This window comes from Acinetobacter sp. 228 (assembly GCF_048147885.1).
The window spans coordinates 113,717-135,086 of record NZ_JAYWYV010000008.1 but is presented as its reverse complement, the minus strand read 5'-3'; the positions used below and the strand labels follow the sequence as shown (position 1 = coordinate 135,086).

General features: G+C 42.0%; 20 protein-coding genes. 8 read left to right on the top strand and 12 right to left on the bottom strand.

The genetic code is table 11. The annotated features are described in order from the left end of the window. Positions 1-220: 220 nt before the first annotated feature. The 4 genes from VXQ92_RS08570 to rpiA all read right to left on the bottom strand — a co-directional run bounded on the left by VXQ92_RS08570 (position 221) and on the right by rpiA (position 4,653). Positions 221-1,813: a rhodanese-like domain-containing protein gene (locus tag VXQ92_RS08570; protein ID WP_416681104.1), complete on the bottom strand. Its 1,593-nt coding sequence runs from the start codon at positions 1,811-1,813 to the stop codon at positions 221-223. Between the two features lie 73 nt (positions 1,814-1,886). Then, entirely contained in the window at positions 1,887-2,879 is a 993-nt protein-coding gene (locus tag VXQ92_RS08565) for an aliphatic sulfonate ABC transporter substrate-binding protein (protein WP_416681103.1), read from the bottom strand. Positions 2,880-3,057: 178 nt separating this feature from the next. Next, on the bottom strand, positions 3,058-3,741 hold the full coding sequence (locus VXQ92_RS08560) for a M48 family metallopeptidase (protein WP_191731169.1): 684 nt from the start codon (positions 3,739-3,741) through the stop codon (positions 3,058-3,060). Positions 3,742-3,981: 240 nt separating this feature from the next. Next, entirely contained in the window at positions 3,982-4,653 is a 672-nt protein-coding gene (rpiA, locus tag VXQ92_RS08555; protein ID WP_064096095.1) for a ribose-5-phosphate isomerase RpiA, read from the bottom strand. Between the two features lie 104 nt (positions 4,654-4,757). Here rpiA and ilvA point away from each other — a divergent pair, with 104 nt between their 5' ends. From ilvA to VXQ92_RS08535, 4 genes are all read left to right on the top strand, one after another. Next, on the top strand, positions 4,758-6,296 hold the full coding sequence (ilvA, locus tag VXQ92_RS08550) for a threonine ammonia-lyase, biosynthetic (protein ID WP_144725380.1): 1,539 nt from the start codon (positions 4,758-4,760) through the stop codon (positions 6,294-6,296). Between the two features lie 152 nt (positions 6,297-6,448). Next, the gene (locus VXQ92_RS08545) at positions 6,449-6,916 is read left to right on the top strand and encodes a hypothetical protein (RefSeq protein ID WP_416681102.1); all 468 of its coding nucleotides are present in this window, start codon (positions 6,449-6,451) and stop codon (positions 6,914-6,916) included. A 109-nt stretch (positions 6,917-7,025) separates the two neighbouring features. Further along, positions 7,026-7,682 carry a potassium channel family protein gene (locus VXQ92_RS08540; protein ID WP_416681101.1) on the top strand — a complete coding sequence of 219 codons (657 nt, stop codon included), beginning with the start codon at positions 7,026-7,028 and terminating at the stop codon, positions 7,680-7,682. Continuing rightward, entirely contained in the window at positions 7,679-9,019 is a 1,341-nt protein-coding gene (locus VXQ92_RS08535; RefSeq protein WP_416681100.1) for a TrkH family potassium uptake protein, read from the top strand. Before VXQ92_RS08540 ends, VXQ92_RS08535 begins: the two co-directional genes overlap by 4 nt. A 69-nt stretch (positions 9,020-9,088) precedes the next feature. Here the strand turns inward: VXQ92_RS08535 and VXQ92_RS08530 are convergent, their stop codons facing one another. The 3 genes from VXQ92_RS08530 to VXQ92_RS08520 all read right to left on the bottom strand — a co-directional run bounded on the left by VXQ92_RS08530 (position 9,089) and on the right by VXQ92_RS08520 (position 13,807). Beyond that, the gene (locus VXQ92_RS08530; RefSeq protein ID WP_064096090.1) at positions 9,089-10,228 is read right to left on the bottom strand and encodes a phospholipase A; all 1,140 of its coding nucleotides are present in this window, start codon (positions 10,226-10,228) and stop codon (positions 9,089-9,091) included. 21 nt (positions 10,229-10,249) lie between these two features. Then, positions 10,250-13,189: an insulinase family protein gene (locus VXQ92_RS08525; RefSeq protein ID WP_416681099.1), complete on the bottom strand. Its 2,940-nt coding sequence runs from the start codon at positions 13,187-13,189 to the stop codon at positions 10,250-10,252. A gap of 165 nt (positions 13,190-13,354) precedes the next feature. After that, positions 13,355-13,807: a GNAT family N-acetyltransferase gene (locus VXQ92_RS08520; protein ID WP_144723977.1), complete on the bottom strand. Its 453-nt coding sequence runs from the start codon at positions 13,805-13,807 to the stop codon at positions 13,355-13,357. A gap of 276 nt (positions 13,808-14,083) precedes the next feature. Here VXQ92_RS08520 and VXQ92_RS08515 point away from each other — a divergent pair, with 276 nt between their 5' ends. From VXQ92_RS08515 to VXQ92_RS08505, 3 genes are read left to right on the top strand one after another with little or no spacing between them, the layout of a single operon-like run. After that, positions 14,084-15,088 (top strand): adenosine kinase, encoded by a 1,005-nt coding sequence (locus tag VXQ92_RS08515; RefSeq protein WP_416681098.1) that lies wholly within the window; start codon positions 14,084-14,086, stop codon positions 15,086-15,088. Positions 15,089-15,102: 14 nt separating this feature from the next. Then, positions 15,103-15,411: a Rieske (2Fe-2S) protein gene (locus tag VXQ92_RS08510; protein WP_171486361.1), complete on the top strand. Its 309-nt coding sequence runs from the start codon at positions 15,103-15,105 to the stop codon at positions 15,409-15,411. A gap of 19 nt (positions 15,412-15,430) precedes the next feature. Further along, a complete protein-coding gene (locus VXQ92_RS08505; protein ID WP_064096085.1) occupies positions 15,431-16,045 on the top strand; it encodes an OB-fold-containig protein in 615 nt (204 codons plus the stop codon). A 60-nt stretch (positions 16,046-16,105) separates the two neighbouring features. On the opposite strand, the gene VXQ92_RS08500 is transcribed toward VXQ92_RS08505, so the two are convergent. Together VXQ92_RS08500 and VXQ92_RS08495 are read right to left on the bottom strand one after the other, a co-directional pair. Further along, entirely contained in the window at positions 16,106-16,780 is a 675-nt protein-coding gene (locus VXQ92_RS08500; protein ID WP_416681097.1) for a YidB family protein, read from the bottom strand. A 105-nt stretch (positions 16,781-16,885) separates the two neighbouring features. Further along, entirely contained in the window at positions 16,886-17,356 is a 471-nt protein-coding gene (locus tag VXQ92_RS08495; RefSeq protein WP_191731174.1) for a DUF6231 family protein, read from the bottom strand. A 34-nt stretch (positions 17,357-17,390) separates the two neighbouring features. On the opposite strand from VXQ92_RS08495, the gene VXQ92_RS08490 reads away from it, so the two are divergent. After that, positions 17,391-18,260: a DUF2797 domain-containing protein gene (locus VXQ92_RS08490; protein ID WP_064096082.1), complete on the top strand. Its 870-nt coding sequence runs from the start codon at positions 17,391-17,393 to the stop codon at positions 18,258-18,260. A 62-nt stretch (positions 18,261-18,322) separates the two neighbouring features. On the opposite strand, the gene VXQ92_RS08485 is transcribed toward VXQ92_RS08490, so the two are convergent. From VXQ92_RS08485 to VXQ92_RS08475, 3 genes are all read right to left on the bottom strand, one after another. Beyond that, positions 18,323-20,188, bottom strand: a complete 1,866-nt coding sequence (locus VXQ92_RS08485) for a SurA N-terminal domain-containing protein (RefSeq protein ID WP_416681096.1) — start codon at positions 20,186-20,188, stop codon at positions 18,323-18,325. A 130-nt stretch (positions 20,189-20,318) separates the two neighbouring features. Continuing rightward, positions 20,319-20,591, bottom strand: coding sequence for an HU family DNA-binding protein (locus VXQ92_RS08480; protein WP_004279807.1), 273 nt, complete (start codon positions 20,589-20,591; stop codon positions 20,319-20,321). Positions 20,592-20,748: 157 nt separating this feature from the next. Then, on the bottom strand, positions 20,749-21,228 hold the full coding sequence (locus tag VXQ92_RS08475; protein ID WP_064102064.1) for a phasin family protein: 480 nt from the start codon (positions 21,226-21,228) through the stop codon (positions 20,749-20,751). Positions 21,229-21,370 lie beyond the last annotated feature (142 nt).

Genomic DNA, 21,370 nt, shown 5'->3' with positions numbered 1-21,370 from the left:
CTTTATTGATGAATTTATTCTCGATAAGAATCATCTGCTGCCACAGAAAATCTATAAATAATAGTGCGTAAGTCCTATCATATTAGAATCTGATATTGTTTTTGTTATCTTTGGAGTTTAACCTAAAATTTAAAAGGCTAACAATAAACTGTACTAAAATGCTTAGGCTATTTTAATTAAAAAATAAAACCGCATGTGCGGTTTTATTTGACTTGATACATTAGACAACAAAAAAACCATGGGTTGCATCTTTCGTTAATTGATCGACCAAACCGTATTCCCAATCCAAATATGCCTGCATCGCTTCCAAAGCGTTGTCAGTTCCTTCATACGGCCGCTTATAACGGTCAATTTGTGGGGATAAGGCTCGGATATCATCAGAGGTTAATTCAAAGCCTGCTTGTTGCCAGCCCGTGTTGCCGCCATCGAGTACCCATATTTTCTGTTCTTGAGCTAAATACGGTGCAATTTCCTCAGCAGCATATTGCGCCAAAATTGCCGTGCTACAGGTCAGCACAATTACTTTTTTGGATTGAAATTCGGGCTCCTGAATCTTTTGAATCGCGTCAGCTTTTAATAACCATTGTGCACCGGGTAAATGGCCTTGCTTATAGTTTGCAAAGGTGGAGACATCCCAAATAGCAATATCCTCTTTCGCGAAGTGATTTAAGTCTTTAGCCGAAATAGTCTGGGCTAAATGCACATTTGGCAGTTTCGATTTCCAAACGCCCTGTTCTGTGAGGACCTGATTAAAATCTGTCTCTAGTACATACACCTCCCAGTTCATCTGCCCCAACCAAGATGCCGTCATATATGCTCTCACCAAAAGGTGATCAATTAAGACAATTCGTGCACCCCGTACTGCAGCAGTATGATCGGTTTCCTGTACCAGTTGACCACCCGCAACCCATCGTGATTCAGGTAAATGTCCCTGTATATATTCCTCTTCATCACGTACATCAAAAATATACGTCGTACGCGTCGTCTCTGTTTTAAATTCCTGTAGTTGTTCTAGGGTAATGGTTTTGACATGGGCTTTTTCTGCCAGTTCTTTAGCACTAAAAACCTGTTGCTCTGATATTGGAGCAATTTGATCTTTATACGAGCGTTGCTGACCGTGCTCTAAGTTCTGGCCTGCTAACGTCCAGCCAATAGTCCCATTCCGCAATGCATAAACAGGATGTGGGATTTTGGCATTGATTAAAGACTGGGTGCCAATAATACTCCGGGTTCGTCCAGCGCAATTTACAAGAATCGTGGTATTTTCATTTTTGACCAAGGCTGGTGCACGTAAAACCAGTTCAGCACCCGGTACGCTTCTCCCGGTTGGGATACTCATAGTCTGATATTCATCGAAACGACGTGCATCTAGGATAATAATATTATCATTCGCATCGATTTTAGCCTGTACATCTTCTGCACTTAGAGACGGCGTATGTTTAAAGTGCTCTACCCATTCACCAAATGCTTTACTCGCAGAGTTCACATCAATAAATAACTCACCACCCTCCTGCTGCCAGGCTCTGACTCCGCCTGCCAGGACATAAACCTGGGTGTAGCCATACTGTGCTAATTTTTCTGCTGCGCGTTCAACCCGACCATCATTATCATCATAAAGAACGACTGTCGTTTCTAAGCGTGGAACACGATTTAAGATTTCTACTTCTAAACGTGATAGGGAAATATTGCTGGCAAACAAAGGATGTGCTTGAGCATAAATGTGCTCCTCACGTAAATCGACAATAGCGATTTCTTTACCCGCCAGTAAAATTTCTCGGATTTGAACAGCATTTAATGCTGGAATATTTGACATAAATGACTCAGATTTGCTTAGGCTATTTTATTAAATATTAGAAGTCTCAATATGAATTGAGACTTCTAAAAGTTTATTTCGCTTTAAAAATGTCGGATGCTTTTGCATCGATGGTGTGTGGAATTAGCTTTTCATTAAAGAATGCATCAGAAATCTGTTGCTGTTCCGCCATATCTTCTGCAATAACGTTTTGCACGTTATAGCTACGATTAGCATTGGCTTGAAGTACAACGTCTGTAGGCAAGTTACCCCATAATGGCGCCAAAATTTTTGCTGCATCCTCAGGGTTTGCCTTCACCCAAGCTGCTTTTTCTTCAAGTGTTTGAATGATGGTATTGAGAATCGCCGGATTTTCCTGTGCAAATTTCTGAGCAGTCAAGTAGTAACGAATATAATTTGCAAGACCTTCACCTGATGCCAAAACTTTTGCATTCTGAAGCACTGTACCACTTGAAACATACGGCTCCCATGTCACCCATGCATCTACACCGCCATGTTCAAATGCTGCACGGCCATCTGCCGGACTTAACCATGCTGGCGTAATGTCTTTGAAACTTAAACCTGCTTGGTTTAAGGCTGCGATGAGTAAATAATGGCTACCAGCAGCTTTGGTTACTGCAATTTTCTTGCCTTTTAAATCTGCAATAGTTTGAATTTTTGAGTTTTTCGGAATTAAAATTGCTTGTGCATTTGGAGATGCAGTTTCTTTTGCATAATAAGTGAGTTTTGCTTGAGCCGCCTGTGCGAATACAGGAACCGTATCTGCCACATCTGCAGTCACATCTACACTTCCTACATTAAGCGCTTCTAACAGCGGTTGACCACTGGTAAATTCGTGCCAGCTGACTTTGACATTTTTTTCAGCCAGTTTTTTCTCAAGTTCACCAGACTCTTTAAGTAAAGTCATTAAAGTAGATGAACGTTGATAGCCGATACGTACATTCTCGGCTTTATAAACCGCATCATCTGCTTCTGGTGAAGATTGTGCATTATCAGGCTTGCTACAAGCGCTTAAAAGTACGCTAAAAATTAAAGAGAAAACACATAAAAATCTAGAATAAACCATCGCGGTTTCCCCATCCAATAACCGCAGTGAAAAAACCAATGCGATCTGTTTAAATTGAAGGCATTCTAGAAAAGTGATATATGATTTAAAAATAATCTATTCTCATAAGGGATGCAGAAATTGTTCAAACATCCATCATATTTTTATCTCAAATAAATATCTAAAAATTAGAATTAGATTAAATTTGATGCCACCAATACGGTAAAGGTGTAGTTTTTAACAATTGACGATGAATTTTAAATTCTGGATCATGCTTCGCCACTTCTGTCCAGAAGCGTGGGCTATGATCAAAATGTTTAGTATGCGCCAGTTCATGTATAGCAACATAACGCGTGATATTTTCAGGAAACAATACCAGCGCGCTATTCAACATAATGTCATACCTGGCAGAGCAGCTACCCCATCGGGTTTTGGGCTGCCGAATGTTGCAAATACTGAATGGCAAATCACATTGCTGCGAGACAAGCTTTAAATATGGAGGAAGCTGTTTTTTTGCGTAGGCAATCACAAAAGCCTTTAAATATTCTTCAGGATGTCGGTCACTGATCCAAAGCTGTAAATTTTTATGATCAAAAATGAAGTTGTTCTTCTGGCTTTGATAAGAAATTTGTACAGGTTCTTTTAGATTGAATAACCGCAGCTCACTCGGTAGCGTCCGGTCAATATTTTCGATTTTTTCTTGCTGGGATTGCCAGGTTTTAATCAGCCAGCTTTCAGATTGCTCAATAAAATGCCGTATCTGTTTTTTGCTGCAAAAAACTGGAGCGGTAAGACGGATCTGGCTCGCATCGACACGCAAACGCAGCCGTGTTGAACGGACATTTCGGGTGATTTGAATTTCGGGTAAGTCGGATAAGGTCATTTTTTATATTTAATCATTTTTTTAATCCTCCCCAACCCTCCTTTGTTAAAGGAGGGAGAAAAGCCTTTATAAAAATATGTAATAACGAGCTTTTCTTGCATAAAAGTTAAAGCAGAACTTTTACTCAGAGTTTGGGTAGATTTATTTACGATAAACTCACTTCTTTCTATTTTCTACCACCTCTTTTACATTTTCTCCTAGAAGGAGAAAACTTAAGGCATGAAAAAAGGTGATCAAATCTTAAACCGCTGTACGCTCTTCAATTCCATTATCAGTCGCGACAATTGCGATATCTGCTTTGTTGATCGCAAAGATACCGTTACACACTACCCCAGGAATATCATTGATGGTTTTTTCAAGCTCAAGTGCATTCAGGATATTCAGGTTATAAACATCTAAAATCACGTTACCGTTATCAGTTACCACACCTTCACGATACGCAGGATCTCCACCTAAAGCGACCAGTTTACGCGCTACTGCAGAACGTGCCATCGGAATCACTTCTACCGGAAGCGGGAATTCACGGCCTAATTGCCCTACCCATTTTGAATCATCTACGATACACACGAATTTTTTCGCGATAGAGGCAACAATTTTTTCGCGAGTCAGTGCTGCGCCACCACCTTTGATCATATGCATATGACGGTCAATTTCGTCCGCACCATCGACATAGGCATCTAGACCACCCACGCTGTTCATATCAACAACTTCAATGCCGAGCTTTTTCAGGCGCTGTGCTGTCGCTTCCGAACTGGCTACCGCAGCTTCCAATTGCAGCTCAGGTAAAAGCTCAATTAAAAAGTTCACAGTGCTACCTGTACCTACGCCTAAAATACCCCCTTTTGGCAAGTGTTTTAAAGCCGCTTTGGCTGCAGCTTGCTTTTTCTCATCTTGGGTTGCATATAGACTCATGGCTTCACTCAACTATTTTGGACTTTTGCAGTATTTTCGAACCGCAAAGCTGTCTGGTTTGTTACAATAAGCCCCTATTTTAAACTGTTAGATGGAAAATTAACATGCTGTCTCGTTTGGTTCGACAAATTTTACAAGCAACGGTCTATGATGTTGCAATCGAAACCCCACTCGAAGCAGCGCCACGAATTAGCGAACGACTCAATAATAACATCCGCTTTAAACGTGAAGATTTACAACCGGTTTTTTCATTCAAGCTACGCGGTGCTTATAACCGTATTAGTCAATTACCGAAATCGCAAATGGAACGTGGCGTTATCACTGCTTCAGCAGGCAACCATGCACAAGGCGTGGCACTTTCAGGGAAAAAGCTAGGTATACGCGCGATTATTGTGATGCCTAAAACCACACCTGATATCAAAGTACAGGCAGTTAAACGTCTCGGTGGCGAAGTAGTTTTACATGGCGATTCATTTGATGTTGCCAATAAATATGCGATTCAACGTGCCCAAGAAGATGGCATGACCTTTATTCCGCCCTATGACGATGAACTGGTGATTGCAGGCCAAGGTACGATTGCCAATGAAATTCTGCGTCAATGGCGTGATGTGGACTACGTGTTTGTTGCAGTTGGCGGTGGCGGCCTGATCGCAGGTGTCGCAGCTTACTTAGGTGATGTCGCACCACACGTCAAAGTTATTCCCGTGGAATATGATGAGTCTGCCTGTTTAAAAGCTGCATTTGAAGCCAATGAGCGCGTAATTCTTCCATCTGTTGGATTATTTGCTGATGGGACAGCGGTAGCCCAAATTGGTGAAAAACCATTTGATGTAATCCGTCTGCAAAAATCGGACAATTCTGGCCCAATCGTGGAACCCGAGGTGGTGCTGGTGAATACTGATGAAATCTGTGCTGCCATTAAAGATACCTATGACGAGTGCCGTAGTATCGTAGAGCCATCAGGTGCAATGGCACTGGCCGGCATCAAAAAATACGTGACTGAACATAGCATCGAAGGGAAAAACATGGTGTCGATTGTCTGCGGCGCCAACATGAACTTCGACCGTTTACGTTATATCGCGGAACGTACCGAACTGGGCGAGCGTAAAGAAGCAATCTTTGCCGTGACCATTCCGGAACAGAAAGGTTCATTCCTGAGTTTCTGCCGTGCCTTGCAAGGTCGTAATATTACTGAATTTAACTACCGTGCCAGCGATGCTTCTGCTGCGCAGGTATTTGTCGGCATCAGTCTGAAAAATGGCGAGAAAGAACGTCAGGAAATTTATGAAGCCTTAAAGTTCCAGTATGACGTTGACGATCTCTCTGATGATGAAGTGGCCAAACTGCATATCCGTTACCTGATCGGCGGTCATGCCGATATTGAAAATGAACGCCTGTTCCGTGTGGAATTCCCGGAACGTCCTGGTGCTTTACTGATGTTCCTGGAACGTCTTGGTCCGACCCATAACATTACCCTGTTCCACTACCGTAACCACGGTGCTGCTGAAGGACGTGTTCTGGTGGGTCTTGAAGCAACCGATGCTCAACAGAATCCGGACGGCTTGATCGAAACTCTCGAAACCATTACCTATCCTTATCAGGAAATTACTAATAATCTCGGTTATCAACGTTTCTTGAAGTAATTCTTCCAAATATAAGCCGCCTTTTGAGGCGGTTTTTTTAGGATAATATTTTATGTAGATTTAAAAGTGCATCATCAATGAAAACACCAATTATCCATTAATTTTCAATCTTGTTATAATGATAAATAACTACAAAAACAGAATCTTAAGATATGAATATTACTTTTATTATTATTTTGCTCACCACTTTATTTGTCTATTTATACGGCTATCCAGCATACAAATTAAATCAAGAAGAAGATCGTGTTCGAACAAATATGAAAAATATTCCCAGTAATGCGACCGCAAATAACCTCAGCAACATCGCAGGTATAGAGGCACATTCAGAAATACTCAACCAGTATCCCAAATTCGTTGTTTATATTTTTCTAGATCATTATAAAGAAGTGAAATTAGATCCTAAAATTTCAGCTTTTGTGAAAAGCTTTTCTTGTGCCGCAATCGACAATCTAAAAACTTATCCTCAACTCAAACACCAAGCCACACTCAATATCATGAAAGATGATCATCATGAATTCGAATACATCATCCAAAATAGTTATGGAACCTTATATACACATCGTCAGGTTATGTCTGACTGTCCAAATTTTCAATCTGTACTTCATATGAAAGAAGCGTAAATACTTCAAAGATTTGTACTATTTTTACCTAAAGACTATAGCTGAAGAATCGCCTTCTTATTACCATAGCGAATATAACGAATGACATAAAGATAACGAAGGACAATCCATGGCATTATTTGCAGTCATTGGGCTTGGCAGTTTCGGTGCCACAGTGGCCACACAGCTGATCAGCCTGAATCATGAAGTGATCGGGATCGATCTGAATAAAAAATATGTAGAAAACATTTCTGATCAGCTAACCCATGCCGTGATTGCCGATGCAACCGATGAACATGTACTCGACGAGCTGAATATTCAGCGCTGTGATGCTGCTGTGGTGGCAATTGGAGAGGATATTGAAGCCAGTATTCTGTGTGTATTGCACTTAAAAAATATGGGTGTCAAGAAAATATGGGCGAAAGCGAAATCAAAATCCCATCACATGATTCTGACCCATCTTAATGTTGAAAAAATCATTCACCCTGAAGAAGATATGGGAGTTCGGGTGGCCCAGTCATTAAGCTATCCGATGGTCAGTCGCTATATGGCGCTTGAGGATGATCACTATATTGTCAAAATTGAAATTCATGCTGAACAGCATGGTATGCCATTGAATCAATTGATGAAGCATGGGCCTGAAATTACTACTTTATTACATAAGCGCGGGTCTACCCTGCAATATCACGTAGATGCCAATCAGGTTCTTCAGAAAGGCGATATTCTTGTGGTTGAAGGATTATTAGAGCCTTTGCGCCATCTTTCTAAATACTTTAGACATCTATGAAAAATTCTAACTTAAAGCAACACAGGACGATTAATCTCAGTCCTCCAAGCTTACTGGCTTTAGGATTTCTCGGATTGATTCTGATCGGTTCGCTGCTATTGATGATGCCCATTGCACATCAGGGAGAAATCAGCTGGCTAGAAGCCATTTTTACCGCAACTTCAGCAGTCACCATCACCGGACTATCGGTGGTGAATGTCGGTGAAGCCTATACGGTATTCGGGCAGATCGTCATTATGTTTTTGTTGCAATGCGGTGGTTTGGGTTTTATGACTTTTGCCATTCTGGCAGTAATGAGTCTGGCACCAAAAATGGGACTGAAGCAGCAAGTCATGGCTCAGGAATCTATCGGGCAAACGAGTCTGAAAAAAGTCAGTTTTACCATTAAAGCCGTGTTTTTATATTCACTGTTTTTTGAAGCAATCGGTACGCTGATTCTGACTTTGGCGTGGCTCAAAGAATATCAGTTCAGCGATGCATTATTTTATGCAGCCTTTTATAGCGTTTCAGCTTTTAATAATGGTGGATTTTCACTCTTCCCCAACAGCTTGATGAGTTTTTCCGGCCAGTATTTAATTACTTTTACTATCAGCATGTTGTATATCATTGGGGGTATTGGCTTTTTGGTGTTGATGGATGTTAAAAAAAACAAGCGCTGGCGCAAGTTAAGTACTAACAGCAAGCTGATCCTCTCTACTATTCTGGGTCTTAACTTAAGTGCGTTTATCGTACTCTGGCTATTAGAGGCCTCTAATCCGCAAACTTTAGGCCTGATGAGTTTAGGCGATCAGGCCGTAAATGCCTGGTTCCATGCTACGGTTCCCCGCTCTTCGGGTTTTAATAGCTTGCCAATGGAACAAATGAGCGATGCATCCAGTCTCGTTACCATGCTGCTCATGTTTATCGGGGGCGGCTCCTTAAGTACTGCAGGCGGCATCAAGGTCGGAACGTTTATTATTGTGGTAATAAGTGTCATCAGTTTTTTAAGACGCGAAGATGAAATCCGGGTGTTTAATCACTCTATTCCGGAGAAAACCACATTTAAAGCCTTGGCGGTGGTGTGCATTACTGCTGCACTCATCATAATGGGCTTTATGAGTCTATTAATTCTGGAACCTGATCTTGATTTTCTGGACCTGCTGTTTGAGGCTGTTTCGGCGGCATGTACCGTCGGCTTGTCTCGAGGTGTGACTGAAAAATTACAACCAGCCAGTTTAATCATTCTGATGTTATTGATGTTTGCAGGTCGACTAGGGCCACTGACACTTGCTTATTTCATTGCAACTCCGAAAAAGAGCCGCATAAAACATCCTCCTTCAGAAATCCAGATTGGCTAAAATTAGCTATAAAAAAAACCATGCCGCAGCATGGTTTTTTTTAATCTTAAGATGATTAAACCTGGAATCTTAGAACCAGTTCATCAGGGAAATTCCTAGTCCCACATAAGTGGCACGGTGATTATAATCAATCAGACTTTCGCCATAGCCGTCAAAAAGCTGGAATTGACCTCGCAAACGTCCACTAATCGGGAATGACCAGTCAAACTGTACTGCACCACGGTTATCATCTCCACCTTTTAAAGTATGACGCAGCATTAATGAAAAATCATGCTCGTTATATCGATAAAATGCAGTCATGTCTCCGCGTCCGATATAGTTTTTGATCTCGGGATTGTTATCGTCTTCACGTTTCTCTTCAAAGCGATACCAAGGACGAACCATCAGGGCAAAATTGTCTTTTTCAAAACCAAAATTCAGCATCACCCGGTTCCAACTGCGCGATAGCGGATCAGAGCGGCCATTGGACTGATGGTTGAAAGTCAGGCCTAACATGCGCCAGTTCAGACCTAACAGGTCATAATTGGTACGCAAAACAAAACTGGCTTCTGGTTCATAATTGGTTTCACGAAATGGACGTGATTCTTCCGAGTTATACACCTGCCAACGCGAAGACTGGGTATAACCGAGCCAGAGATCACCATTATTTCCCAAGATATTTTCAACTGCCTTGGTCTTTAAAGACAATTGAAACTTCGCTTCAGTTGAAGTGAGATTTTGTTTCTCTGTCTCTGTATTGTTCGGGTTTTCACTTTGAGGGAATTCATTTTTTTTCGATGTCCAGAAACCTGGCATCAAATACACCGGTTGATAGGAACGAATGTTCCAGGTACCAAGTTTACTTTCCGGAGAGAGTTCCCAGCGACTATCCAGCAAAGACAGATTCGGCGTCAGCTTTGATCCTTCAGAGACATAAATATTGGAGACAGTTTTCCCAATTTTTTCTTTCAAATTATCGGGTTCAGGTGCAAGTTCTACCGCAGCACGACGCTCAGAAACGATTTCAGGCTTATCGGTTACCGGAATTTTAAATAAAGCATCATAGCAAGCCAGACGCTCTGCACTACTTTCTAGTGCGGCACAGGCTTCGGCCGTTGCCGGCATGGGGCTGTTAACTACTGTTTCTTCCGCATTCACTTGCGTCCCAACAGTACAGCCAAGCAAAACGCTCAGCTGTAGAGTTGAGCGCTTAATTGAATTAAGCGCCATTCCTTATCCTCATTTTTTTATTTATAGAACTTGTTGAATCACAAAACCAAGCTGCTCAAGCATTTCACGCTTTGCTACCGGTGCCACCACAGCCTTGGTTGCCTGCTGCTCGACCAGATAGGTCTGTGCAACACGCTTCAAGTCATCCAGCGTGACATGCAACAAACGTTCCCGAAGCTTTTTACGGAACGCTGGTGTGCGTTGATGCAGATAGGCATAACATGCAGTAATGGCTTCGCCTGCCGGTGAACCCGGTTTATCCATGCTGGCAATCAGACCCAGAATGGCTTCTTCCAACTGGTGTGGCTGTTGTGGTGCATTGAGTAACCACTGGATACTGGCATCAAAATCCTGGAAAGTTTCTGCTAGACGTGGGTCACGATAGCTATAGAAACGGAACGAACAGGCATTGCCGTCATAGCTCGCACCACCACCATAGGCACCACCTTTTTCACGAATGGCGCTGTGCAGGAAACCATTACGTAAATAACCCGCCAGTACCATCAATGCAGCAGCATCAGGGTGTGAGACTTCAACTGCCGGATAAGCAGCCGCACAGAACTGGACATTGGCTTGAATCAACCAAGCTTCGTGCTGATCATGGGTCAGTTTTTCGACTTGAGTCAGTGCAACCGGTGCTGGATCAACCGCAAGTTTGTCCCAGACATTCTGGATTTCTTCGATTAGATGCTCAGATTGTGGTTCTTCACACACTAGCAGGAATTGCTTTGGTGCTTGCAACAAGACCCGATGAATCCGTTTTAATTCATCAATCAGCAGATCATATTCAGCCGGATCTTTTTCGATCTTAGACACCAGTTCGATCAGCCAGTTCAATGCACCCAGACCGGTATTATGATAATCACGCAAAGCCAATGCACTATGCTGACGTGAAGCGGTTTGCATCGCATAACTATGTCCAGAACCGGAAATACGTGACTGCCAGCGTGTTTTACGCTGTTGTAGCAGCTCGATAATACGGTCTTTTTCATCAAAACGGAGTTGTTCAAAGCCGATCTTCAACAGACGGATCGCATCGAGATGGTTCACCAGGGATTTGGTGGTCAGGGTTAGCCAGGCAGTAATCTTGTTTTTGTCATCCACTTTCGAACGCAAAGACGCGCCCATGCCCAGACCGCCGCTTACCGCTGTTTGCAGCTGCTGGAACTCAAGATAATCATACTCACCCGCACCGACTTCACCCATCAGGATCGACAGTAGGTTAAAGTAAGGCGACTGCACCACTTCATCCGGAATATTAACCAGAACCTGTTGATAATAAATACCATTAGTTCCGGCATGATACAGGTTCAATGGCGTATCGACGTGGTTACAGATAATCTCGCGTAACTGACCTTGCACAATCTGTAATTCCGCAGGCACATCTTCCAGACCGACTTTCGGCAATAAGTTCAAGTCATCTGGTGTATCCTGACGCACATTTAATGCCTCAGTCTGTGCAATAATTTCAGCTTTTTGCTCTTCAGTCAGATTCTTGCCAATTTCAGCCAGACGTGCTTTTTCATCCGCTGCTTCTTTGGCAGATTTGGTCGCATCCGGAACCAGCGTCAATTGGACACGATGTGGATTATCCAGCAGATGTTCTTTGATCAGATTGGATAACCACATTGGATCTTGCAGTTCTTCTTTGACTGCAGCAATGGCAGAGTCCACATCCCAAACTTCGACCGGATCACGATGATGAATCGCGCTGCCCAGACCGCTCAGAATCAGGCTTAAACCATACGGCGTACCATCACCATTGATTTCACGCTGATGCAATTCGATTTGATGCAGGATCGCATCGACCATGTTCTGATCAACCGGTTTAGAGGCAACCTCTTCTAGAACCTTAAATACACCATTTTTAAATTCTTCTGCATGCTCAGGATTTGAACCCTGCACCGCACAGTAGAAAGTCATTTCAAAGTTAGAATCATCCACGCCCATGAATGGACCTGTTGCATCTGCATAACCACAAGTTTCCAGATAATGACGTAGTGGTGATGCTGAATCTTCGAGCAGAATTCCTTCGACTAAACGCATACCTAAACGCAATTTAATGTCACTGGCTTCCGGCAATAACCAAGACAGCACATGATAGGTCTTGTCCTGTAGGTCTTCGGCATCAACCGCATAGCTGTCGGTAACCGTCAATGGTGCAGTCAAACGGGTTTCAGGTGTTGGATAGAGCGTCTGACCTTTTTCAAATTTGGACAATGCCAGATTTTCAAACTGCTCTTGCAGTTCAAATGCGGTTTTATTACCAAAAGTCATGAAGACTGCATTACTTGGATGGTAATGTGACTTATAGAAATCGACTAACTCTTGGTAAGTTAAATCAGGAATATCTTTAGGATCACCGCCCGAATTATAGTGATAAGTCGTATTTGGGAATAAATGATGCGCCAGCGTGTGATAAAGCTGATCTGAAGGCGAACTCATCGCCCCTTTCATTTCATTAAAGACCACGCCTTTATAGACAGGCTCACCATTTTCCAGCTCAATACGAATACCTTCCTGAGCAAAATCCAATGGATTCAGGTTCGCAGCAAATGCTGCATCCATATACACTTCGAGCAGGTTCTGGAAATCCTTGCTGTTTTGGGTCGCAAATGGATACGCAGTCCAGTCCGCCGCAGTAAAGGCATTCATAAAGGTGTTCAGTGAACGGCGAATCATCAGAAAGAATGGATCGCGCACCGGGAACTTTTCTGAACCGCATAATGCAGTATGTTCCAGAATATGCGCTTCGCCTTTAGAGTCCATCGGCTGGGTACGAAATGCGACCAGAAAGACATTTTCATCGTGATTGGTCGCCAGGTGATAATGTGTGGCGCCAGTCACTTTATGTTTATATTCAGACACGAAAATGTCTAAAGCTTCAACATGTTGTTGACGTACCAACTGAAACGCAGGATGTACAGTTTGAGAAATGGTTTCAGTGACATCTACAGTCATGCGATCTCCTAATGCTTTAATTAAAATAACTAAGAGCATTATAGCTTTAGTTATCTGAATTATTCACGTTGAAAACCGAGGATTTTGATCGAATTAAGTAAACTTGATCATTTGAAAATTAAATCATCAAATTTACCATCCAGATTCAGCTTAGGTACTATAAGCTTAGGCAATCAGATATTTAAAATAGTTATAGCTTGGATTATTTTCAACAAATACATAGTTCTGTTTTTGATAGAAACTGGCAGCCAGCCGGGTATCGGTTTGCAAGCATAAAGCGGAATAGTGCGGACGTGCCAGTTGTTCCAGATAAGCCAAAAGCTGCTTACCCACCCCATGTAGCCGATATTTTGGATGTACATAGAAGCGGCGCACACGGCCAATACGTTCCTCAATCCCATTATCGCCCCATTGCTGGTTGAGGCCACCACAGGCAATCAGTTTTTTACCGTCATGTGCGATCAGTAAATGCTCATTGGCTTGAGCAAAGCAGTTCTTCCCAGTGCGATATTCTTCAATTAACTTATCCATCACATCTAGGCCTTCTTTGCGCGCCAGCGTTGCGAGCGCTTCGATTTGGTCAGGAAGTTGTTCGACTTTTACAATTTTAATATCCATATACGCACGCTATTTAAAATGATTGTGAAAATGAGGTTCGCAGAACGACTTAAAAGTATCATACCAAGCCCGAATTATCCTTATAAATAAAAGTTGACACTTAAATCAATACTGATGAGTGCCGGCGCCTAAAAATAAGTCAAAACTTAGACCAAAGATAGCTCCTGAATAAAATACAGCATTTTTGAGAAATATTTGAAAATGATTCAGCAAACTACAGCATTTCCAAGCAATCGTGTAAACTTGATACTTTCATTTTTAATGTGATATTTGAACATGGCAAATGTTGATCTTTTTGCAATTGGTAATGCGCTGATTGACCAAGAATTTAAAGTTTCTGATGATTTCTTAAATGCACATCATTTGCAAAAAGGCACCATGCAACTTGCAGATGGTGAAACTCAGGCCACTCTTTATCAAAATCTCCAAGCGACTCAGGTGTATAAAGGTCAGGCTTCTGGTGGTTCAGCAGCCAATACTACGGTAGCATTTTCAGCACTGGGTGGTTCTGCATTTTATGGTTGCCGTGTCGGTAATGACGAACTCGGGCAAATCTATCTGAAAGGTTTAAATGATGCTGGCATTGAGACTACAACCCAATCGATTAGTGAAGGTGTAACAGGTACCTGTATGGTACTAGTCAGCCCTGATTCTGAACGCACCATGCATACCTATTTGGGTATTACGGCTGAACTGAGCAATGCACAAATCGATTTCAGTCAACTGAATACAGCAAAATGGCTTTATCTTGAAGGCTATTTGTCGACTTCGGATACCGCACGGCAAGCTGTGAAACAGGCACGTGAAATTGCCCGTACTAACGGTGTTAAAATTGCGTTAACTTTATCTGATCCAGCAATGGTGCAATATGCCCGTGCAGGCCTTGATGAAATGATTGGCGATGGTGTTGACCTGCTACTGTGTAACCAGCAAGAAGCCTTGATGTACACCGAAACCGACAGTCTTGAGGCTGCTTTACTTAAACTGAAAAGCTTAAGTCAGCACGTTGTCATTACATTGTCAGCCGAAGGTGCACTTATTTCAGATCATGAGAACACCTTTAAAGTACCAGGCCGTAAAGTGACTGCAGTCGATGCAAATGGGGCTGGTGATGCTTTTGCCGGTGCTTTCCTGTACGGATTAAACGCCAATTTAGGTCTGCAAGCGTCTGCAGAACTGGCAATTCTTATTTCCAGTCAGATAGTTTCACAATTTGGTCCACGCCTGGCAGTTGAAGACTATGCAACCTTATTAAAAGACTTTCGAAAGGAATGTGCTTAATGTTTAAAATTTGCATGACGGAAGACATTCCAGAGCGTGAAGCACGCTCTTTTGAGCTTCCAGATGGTGATACAATTTTCATCACCCAACGTGATGGTGCATTTTATGCCTATCAGAATTTGTGCCCACATTTGCAGGTTGAACTGGAATTTCTGGAAAACCAGTTTCTGGATCGCGATCAGGAATTTATTGAATGTTCAACGCACGGTGCACTATTTCTGGTGGAAAGCGGTGAATGTATTTCTGGCCCTTGCCAAGGTCAATCACTTGAAAAAGTAGAGATTACCGTGCATTCTGATGGTGGAATTTACCTCTCAGAATAAGACTAAAACGGACAACACCATGCCTGCATTTTTTCTAGACTATAATCTGATGCCTTTCCATCTCAGCTTATTGGCGATTATTCTGTTTGGCGTGGTGAAAACCGTTTGTTTCTATTTTGGGCTGAGACCCAGTAAAATTCTGCAAAAAATTTCACCCTATGATTTTCAGCATGTTGATCTGTTAAATGTGAAATTTTCAAAAACATTGATTGTATTTTTTTTCCTGATGAATTTCAGCTTTGCCGGCTATGTCTTGCAATTTCTGATTTATTCTCAGGAATTCAAGTTTCTCCCCGCTTATTACCTGATTATTCCCGCTTTGATCATTGCGACCTTTTTCACGATTTTTATGATTCACTGTCTGGATCAAGTCATTCCACCCAAATATAAAAAGAACAATGTCAATTTGCTTGGCCGGCTGGCAACGATTTCAAGTGGCAATGCCCGCCCCGGTTTTTCTGCTCAAGCACGGGTACGGGATGAATATGGGCAACTCCATTATGTACAGGTAGAACCGGAATTTGGTGAGCTTGGTTTTCAATCGGAGATTATCCTTATTCGCATAAGAAAATCTCATTATATAGCCAAGAAAATCTGCAAGTCTAACCAGCTGTTTAGCCTAAATCTGGATTAAATATCAGGTCATTTCTCATATTCAAAATCCTGACGGCTATCAGGATTTTAGTTTACAGATTTATTTTTTGAGAAGCCCCGAAACCATACTTAGTACATTTTGTATATCGCTGTTGGCTTCCTGCTTACTGGTCTGTTCACCTTGTGGGGTAAGAGAGTCAATAATCTGCGGCAATACCTGTGAAATAGCACCATATACATCTTGCTTAGGGGTATGAGTTTGCTGCGCTACCTCTTCAACTTCCTGCTCATCGAACAGGTTTTGTACCTGCTGCGGATCAACATGAGCATTTTCACCGGGACCTGTCGATACCCAATCGTCTACCTGACGAGTAAGGCCTTGGCCTTTTAGCTTGTCCAAGGCACCCTGCAAGCCACCCTGTTTTTGTATCCAGGCCAACACCAGAGGCAACACGGCGATCAACAAAGTTTTGCCGGTAGAACTCCCCCTGAAACCTGAGCGAGGTTGAGAAGTGCTTTGACTACTGGCACCACCTAGCTGACTGAGGACCGAACCTAAGATTGCACTCAGGCCATTTTGGCGTGTTTGCTGACCGGTTTGATTCTGTTGATTTTGGGTTTGTTGATTTTGCTGAGGATTGGATTGGTTTAAATGCCCTAATACTGAGCCTAGAATATCTGCCAAACCGCCCTGTTGTGAAGTTTTCTGCTGCGATTGTCCACCACCTAATGCCTGCTTTGCTAATATTTCCACAATATTACTTAGGTTTGTCATGTCCTATATCCTATGTGCATTTTAACTACAGGATACGGCCTGCCTTCACATTGTCTAGGCCAGATTGTGTTAATATTTGCAATCTTGATAAAGCAGATTTTCGGCTTACCAGCGAAATTTATCCCAGTTTTCCGGGTTAGCCCAAAACTTGGAATTAAACCAGTCTGGCACATGCTTATAGGTTAAAATATTAAATTGCCACAGCGCAAAATCTGCCTCATGTGCGGTCTTGTCGATCAACTGGGTAAATCCCAGAGCTCTCAATAATTTTTCGTTGTGCAAACGACTGACTACCACCAGACGTTTGGCAAACAAATCACGCAATTTCACCAAAATTTGGCTCATCATCTGTTCAGACAAAAATTCAGTTTCTGTGGTATCCAGCCTCACCACAGCCACGTCATAACGTTGTTGAAAAGGCAGATTTAAAAAGTCAGATACGCTAAAATGGTACCATTGAATAGCTGGCTGAAACTGGACTTGGCTCAAGTCCTGCCCAATACAAATAGCAGTATGAATTGGCTGTTCCCGTGCGAAATCGTCTAGCATCGAAGTAATGACATTCTGCTCAGCCATAACTGCATCCTTATGATTTAAGTGAGTAATTTTTATGGAACTTCAGGGCATTTGTCATAAAATGCACGTCGGCCTCAAGGACCTTAGTGTAACTGAACAACAGTTACAGCGGGCAAATGTTGAATATAAATTAATTCTGGATCGTGCAGAAATTGATCTCCCGTTTAATTTAGGCGAGGAAATCGAGATTGAATGGACAGGGAATATTTACTGTGTGTCTTGTGGTAAAAAAACCTCCAAATCATTCTCACAAGGTCACTGTTTTAAATGTTTTAAAACCAATGCTTCATGTGATATGTGCATCATGAAGCCAGAAACCTGTCATTATCATTTAGGCACTTGCCGCGAAGATGAATTTGCACAGAATGTCTGCTTTCAGCCACATATTGTTTATTTGGCCAATTCTAGCGCATTAAAGGTCGGTATAACCCGTACCAGCCAAATGCCGACCCGCTGGCTTGATCAAGGTGCCACCCAGGCCCTGCCGATTATGAAAGTGGGCTCACGTCGTCTTTCTGGAAAGCTTGAGGTCATGTTTGGTACGCAGGTAGCTGATAAAACTGACTGGCGCAAGCTACTCAAAGGTGAAGCAGAACCCCTTAACCTGATTGAAGTGCGTGAACAGTTGCTAGAAGAATTTGCACCAAAAATTCAGACGATCCGTGAAGAATTTAATCAGAATTTGCAGTTTAATGAAAATATTGAAGTGCTTGAAGATGAACTGCCACGTGAGTTTATTTATCCTGTAGAGGAATATCCGGAAAAGATTAAATCGCATAATCTGGATAAAACTCCCGTGATTCGCGGCAAATTACAGGGAATTAAAGGCCAATATTTGATTTTAGATACTGGCGTGATCAATATCCGCAAATATACCGGTTATGAGCTGATTATACGAACTTAAACCATCATTGCCACAAGCATAAAAAAACCAGCCTGCAGGCTGGTTTTTTGGTTAAGATCATCTTATTTGATTTTTGCCTGAGATTTCAGATAACGCGTATAGTCATCAAATTCCTGCTGACCACGAAGTTGCTGATATAACTTCACCAACTCACTACGTTGCTCTGCACTCAATACATCTACCGGGTTCTTCTTCACTTCTGATACTGCAACTACAACCAGCTCATTTGGCATTTTCGTTGTCGTTACTGACCAGTAACCTGCTTTTGGTGTCGGAAGACTAAATGCTGCGCGCTGTACATCGCGTTTTAGCAAACCTTCAGCACGTGTGTAAACACCAGCATCTTCAAAGATCAAATCACCTTTTGCCACAGCTGCAGCCGGTTTGGTTTTAAACTCATCCAGAGCTTTCTGAATTTTTGCTTTTGCCAATGCAGCTGCTTTGTCTTCAATCAATAGCGTCTTAACCAGTGGTTTGGCTTCTGCCAGTGTCTGCTCACCGGCTGCATGATAATCACGCACCTTGATCCAGGCTACATCACCATTGGCCAGCTGGATACTGGATGAAGCATTACGATCACCATTTTTAACATCATCATTGAACAGTTTGACTTTGAGGCTAGCATCGCTCAACACTGGATCTCGGGTCGAAAGTTTTACCCCTTGGGCTTTCTGAACCTGTACACCTTTGACCTCTTGAGTAACGACATCCAGAGAATCACTTCCTACCACCATATCATTCAGTGTATTGACCATATCGGAGAATGCATTGGATTTTTTAGCAGCCAAAACTTCTTCAGATAAACGCGCTTTTTGTGACTCAAAAGAAGGAACCACAACATCTGGAGTTTGTACAGAAATAATATGATATCCATAATCTGTTTTCACCGGTGCAGACACCTGACCCGATTTTAAAGAACCAACTGCCTGGTCAAATGCGGTACCGAATACGCCTTCTTCATAGACAGCAATTGCGCCACCTTTCGACTTGGAATCAGGGTCTTCAGAATACTGTGCGGCAGCCTGGGCAAAACTTGTTCCAGCTTTAATTTTTGCTACAATTTCAGTTGCCAGTTTTTTTGCTTCTGCATCACTACGACTGTCCGCCGTAATTAGAATATGCTTCACCTCTGGTTTAACTGCCTGTTTTTGTTTAGCAACAAAAGCTGTATAGGCTTCCTGAAGTTCAGCATCTGTCACCGCTAAACTCTGTGCCTGAATATCGCTTGGCTTTAATACCACATAGTCCACATCTACACTGGTGGGCTGCTTAAACAGGGGTTTATGTTTTTCATAATAGGCAGCAATTTCTGCATCAGTTACTTTGACGTCTTTTTTATAACGATCCAGATTAATACTCGAAATATAAATATGGCGTTGTTCAGTTTGCAAATCAGCAATCTGCTGCATTTCGACCGGGCTCACCAGCGGATAATCCAGAAAAGTCGATGACAGCATCTTCAGTGCATGATCTGTACGTAAACTTTCGATCAAAGCACGATTGGTCATGCCAATTGATTTCAGATAGTTTTCATATAAAGCATTGGAGAAATTGCCATCTTGCTGGAAAGTAGGCTGTTGGGCGATCATCTGTTCAATCTGCTGGTCACTGAGACTGATTCCCAATTTTTCAGCCTGTTGCAACAATAAAGTACGGGCGACCAGCGTATCCATGGCTTTTTGGTCGATGAAGCTTTGATTCAGTAAAGTTTCATCCCCATTGGCATAACTGAGATATTGTTCTTTAAATGATTTCGTCAGTGTCTCTAATTCTTTTTGAGATATTTCAGTTCCGTTTACTGATTTTGCTGCATCAGAACTTCCGCCGCTAAAATATCCTTCAATACCTACAAGTGCTAACGGGGTCAAAAATAGAACGAGCAAGACTTTGCCCAACCAGCCCTTAATAACTTTACGAAAAGCTTCCATAAGTATTCCAATATTTTATTTGCCAAGGATTTTAACCGAAAATACCCATTGAATGAATGTGTTAATCATCTCAATTAAATTTATTAATAAAAAACGCGCCAAATAAGGCGCGTTTTGTCGCTAGAAAGACTTAAGCTACAGCGTCTTTTAAGCCTTTACCTGCTTTGAAACTAGGTACTTTGCTTGCTTTAATTTCAAGAGTAGCACCAGTTTGTGGATTACGGCCAGTACGTGCAGCACGTTCTTTCACGCCAAAAGTACCAAAACCGACTAAAGTTACAGTATCACCCGATTTTAAAGCTTCAGTAACAGAAGCAATTGTAGCATCTAAAGCCTTACCTGCGTCAGCCTTAGATAATCCCCCTTTCTCTGCAATTGCATCAATTAATTCTGATTTATTCATGAAGATTACGTCCTCTTAATATCGTTTATTTAAGGTTCAAGAATTGGTTTAACATGCCATAACGCCTTTATAGCAATGCTTTAGGTATAAACGCAATACTTAAGAACCTCTTTTTTTTCAAAAAATATGCGAAAAAAACATTGAATAATAAATAAAGTCATTTTATTTGTGTTTTTTTCGATAATTCTTCTTTCATTTTTTCTTGTTCCGCAGTCAATTGATCAACTTTGGTATGCAACTGAAGGATTAAACGTTCCAAATATTGTACATCCTTCAGTGTGACTAATCCTATACGATTCAATGAATGATGAACAGAGTTGTCAATTAATTTTTCCACTTTGTCTTTGGTGTCGATAACCGACTCTTTGGCTTTCTCCGAAACCTTTTCTACAGTTTGATCAGCAATATCGACAGTTTTAGATTCCAGTTCTTCACCCACCTTGACCAGCGAGTCAAACAGTTTATTGCCTTCTTCTTCTGCACGCGAAAATGCCCCCAGCCCTGCCAGCCAGATCTGTTTGGTGTATTTACGAAAATCAAGAACCGATTTGCGCTCTGAGGCAGATTTGGACTTGGCTTTTAGCGTTTTCTCATTCGAAGCTTCCGTTGAATCTTGTGCTGTTTTTGACTTGTCCATGTGCACGGCTCCTGCTTATTTTCCACTCAATTATTATAAATTATTCTACAAAATCACTGCATAATAGCAAATTTAGTACTTGATAGATTTGGTAAACTGTTCTACAAAGCAATTTATTTCAAGTCTAATTTGATTTAACCCT

What these genes read in the sequence shown, in the direction of transcription:
- VXQ92_RS08570 (WP_416681104.1), bottom strand. Translation starts at nt 1,813, where the DNA reads ATGTCAAATATTCCAGCATTAAATGCTGTTCAAATCCGAGAAATTTTA.
- VXQ92_RS08565 (WP_416681103.1), bottom strand. Translation starts at nt 2,879, where the DNA reads ATGGTTTATTCTAGATTTTTATGTGTTTTCTCTTTAATTTTTAGCGTA.
- VXQ92_RS08560 (WP_191731169.1), bottom strand. Translation starts at nt 3,741, where the DNA reads ATGACCTTATCCGACTTACCCGAAATTCAAATCACCCGAAATGTCCGT.
- rpiA (WP_064096095.1), bottom strand. Translation starts at nt 4,653, where the DNA reads ATGAGTCTATATGCAACCCAAGATGAGAAAAAGCAAGCTGCAGCCAAA.
- ilvA (WP_144725380.1), top strand. Translation starts at nt 4,758, where the DNA reads ATGCTGTCTCGTTTGGTTCGACAAATTTTACAAGCAACGGTCTATGAT.
- VXQ92_RS08545 (WP_416681102.1), top strand. Translation starts at nt 6,449, where the DNA reads ATGAATATTACTTTTATTATTATTTTGCTCACCACTTTATTTGTCTAT.
- VXQ92_RS08540 (WP_416681101.1), top strand. Translation starts at nt 7,026, where the DNA reads ATGGCATTATTTGCAGTCATTGGGCTTGGCAGTTTCGGTGCCACAGTG.
- VXQ92_RS08535 (WP_416681100.1), top strand. Translation starts at nt 7,679, where the DNA reads ATGAAAAATTCTAACTTAAAGCAACACAGGACGATTAATCTCAGTCCT.
- VXQ92_RS08530 (WP_064096090.1), bottom strand. Translation starts at nt 10,228, where the DNA reads ATGGCGCTTAATTCAATTAAGCGCTCAACTCTACAGCTGAGCGTTTTG.
- VXQ92_RS08525 (WP_416681099.1), bottom strand. Translation starts at nt 13,189, where the DNA reads ATGACTGTAGATGTCACTGAAACCATTTCTCAAACTGTACATCCTGCG.
- VXQ92_RS08520 (WP_144723977.1), bottom strand. Translation starts at nt 13,807, where the DNA reads ATGGATATTAAAATTGTAAAAGTCGAACAACTTCCTGACCAAATCGAA.
- VXQ92_RS08515 (WP_416681098.1), top strand. Translation starts at nt 14,084, where the DNA reads ATGGCAAATGTTGATCTTTTTGCAATTGGTAATGCGCTGATTGACCAA.
- VXQ92_RS08510 (WP_171486361.1), top strand. Translation starts at nt 15,103, where the DNA reads ATGACGGAAGACATTCCAGAGCGTGAAGCACGCTCTTTTGAGCTTCCA.
- VXQ92_RS08505 (WP_064096085.1), top strand. Translation starts at nt 15,431, where the DNA reads ATGCCTGCATTTTTTCTAGACTATAATCTGATGCCTTTCCATCTCAGC.
- VXQ92_RS08500 (WP_416681097.1), bottom strand. Translation starts at nt 16,780, where the DNA reads ATGACAAACCTAAGTAATATTGTGGAAATATTAGCAAAGCAGGCATTA.
- VXQ92_RS08495 (WP_191731174.1), bottom strand. Translation starts at nt 17,356, where the DNA reads ATGGCTGAGCAGAATGTCATTACTTCGATGCTAGACGATTTCGCACGG.
- VXQ92_RS08490 (WP_064096082.1), top strand. Translation starts at nt 17,391, where the DNA reads ATGGAACTTCAGGGCATTTGTCATAAAATGCACGTCGGCCTCAAGGAC.
- VXQ92_RS08485 (WP_416681096.1), bottom strand. Translation starts at nt 20,188, where the DNA reads ATGGAAGCTTTTCGTAAAGTTATTAAGGGCTGGTTGGGCAAAGTCTTG.
- VXQ92_RS08480 (WP_004279807.1), bottom strand. Translation starts at nt 20,591, where the DNA reads ATGAATAAATCAGAATTAATTGATGCAATTGCAGAGAAAGGGGGATTA.
- VXQ92_RS08475 (WP_064102064.1), bottom strand. Translation starts at nt 21,228, where the DNA reads ATGGACAAGTCAAAAACAGCACAAGATTCAACGGAAGCTTCGAATGAG.